Here is a 1,225-nt window from a genome sequence, read left to right on the forward strand (position 1 = left end):
TGACCGGCCCCCGTTCTTCGTACCAGCGGCTATGACAGTGCCGACGCCGGGTTAGGGTTGAGAGTGGCCGCAAACGCGGCCGGTGGAAGGTAGCCGAGCGCGCTGTGTGGTCGCGACTCGTTGTAGTGACGGCGGAAGCGCTCGGTGAGCACCTCCGCTTCGGCCAGCGTGGCGAAGGCCTCCTGGCTCAGCAGCTCGTCGCGGAGCTTGCCGTTGAAGCTCTCCGAGTAGGCGTTTTGCCACGGAGATCCCGGATCGACGTGCTTTGTGTCCGACTCCGCTGCAAGCAGGTGCGCCGCGACCCGGTGGGCAATGAACTCGGAGCCGTTGTCGCTGCGCACGAAGGTGGGCGCGCCGCGCTGCTTGACGAGCCGGTCGAGGGTGGCCACGACATGGTGGCTCGTCAGTGAGCGGCCCACGACCAGCGCCAGGCACTCCCGCGTGTACTCGTCGAGGATGGGCAAGAGCTTGAGCGTTCGCCCATCGTCGGTCGCGTCGAACACGAAATCGTAGCACCAGATGTGGTTGGGGTGCTCCGGTGCGAGTCGGACCGTCGAGTTCTCGCCCGCGTTCGCCCCCTCGATGCGCCGCCGCTTGCGCGTCTTCTGCGGCACTTGGAGCCCGGCCTCCCGCCAGAGACGGTGGACGCGCTTTCGGTTGACCGCCCAGCCTTCCCCCCGGAGCACGGCCCACGCCCGGCGGTAGCCGTAGCGTGGGTGGTCGCGGGCGAGCTGGAGCAGGCGAGTCACAAGGGCGCGGTCCTGCGCTGGACGCTCGGGTGCGTAGCGGTGAGTCGACCTCGGTTGCCCGACGACGCGGCAGGCCCGCCGCTCGCTGACGCCCAACTGGCGCTGCACATGAGCGACGGCTGCTCGCCGTTTCGGCGGGCTCAGAACTTTCCCCGCGCGACCTCTTTGAGAATGTCGTTGTCGAGCGAGAGGTCGGCGACGAGCTTCTTCAAGCGGGCGTTCTCCTTTTCCAGGTCGCGGAGCCGCCGGGCCTCCGGCTTGCCGACACCGGCGTACTTCTTGCGCCAGCGGTAGTAGGTCACCTCGGTGACGCCGATCTCACGGACGGCGTCGGCGACGGTGGAGCCTTCGGCGGTGAGCGCTTCGACGCGGCGGAGCTTGGTGACGATCTCTTCGGGCGTGTGCCTCTTCATGGTGCTGCGGGATGGGGCGCAGCACTATCGTAGCGACTGGATCAGATTACGGGGAGCAGGTCA

General features: G+C 67.8%; 1 protein-coding gene. It reads right to left on the minus strand.

What is annotated here, in order from left to right; genetic code table 11:
* Nucleotides 1-29: 29 nt before the first annotated feature.
* Nucleotides 30-1,162, minus strand: a protein-coding gene (locus RM540_RS16270) for an IS3 family transposase (protein WP_432280814.1) whose coding sequence is annotated in 2 segments (ribosomal slippage) — nt 30-895 and nt 895-1,162 — 1,134 coding nt in all. Because the reading frame shifts where the segments join, the coding sequence is not laid out codon by codon here.
* Between the last annotated feature and the right edge of the window lie 63 nt (nt 1,163-1,225).

Source organism: Rubrivirga litoralis, from assembly GCF_031846415.1.
GTDB lineage: Bacteria > Bacteroidota > Rhodothermia > Rhodothermales > Rubricoccaceae > Rubrivirga > Rubrivirga litoralis.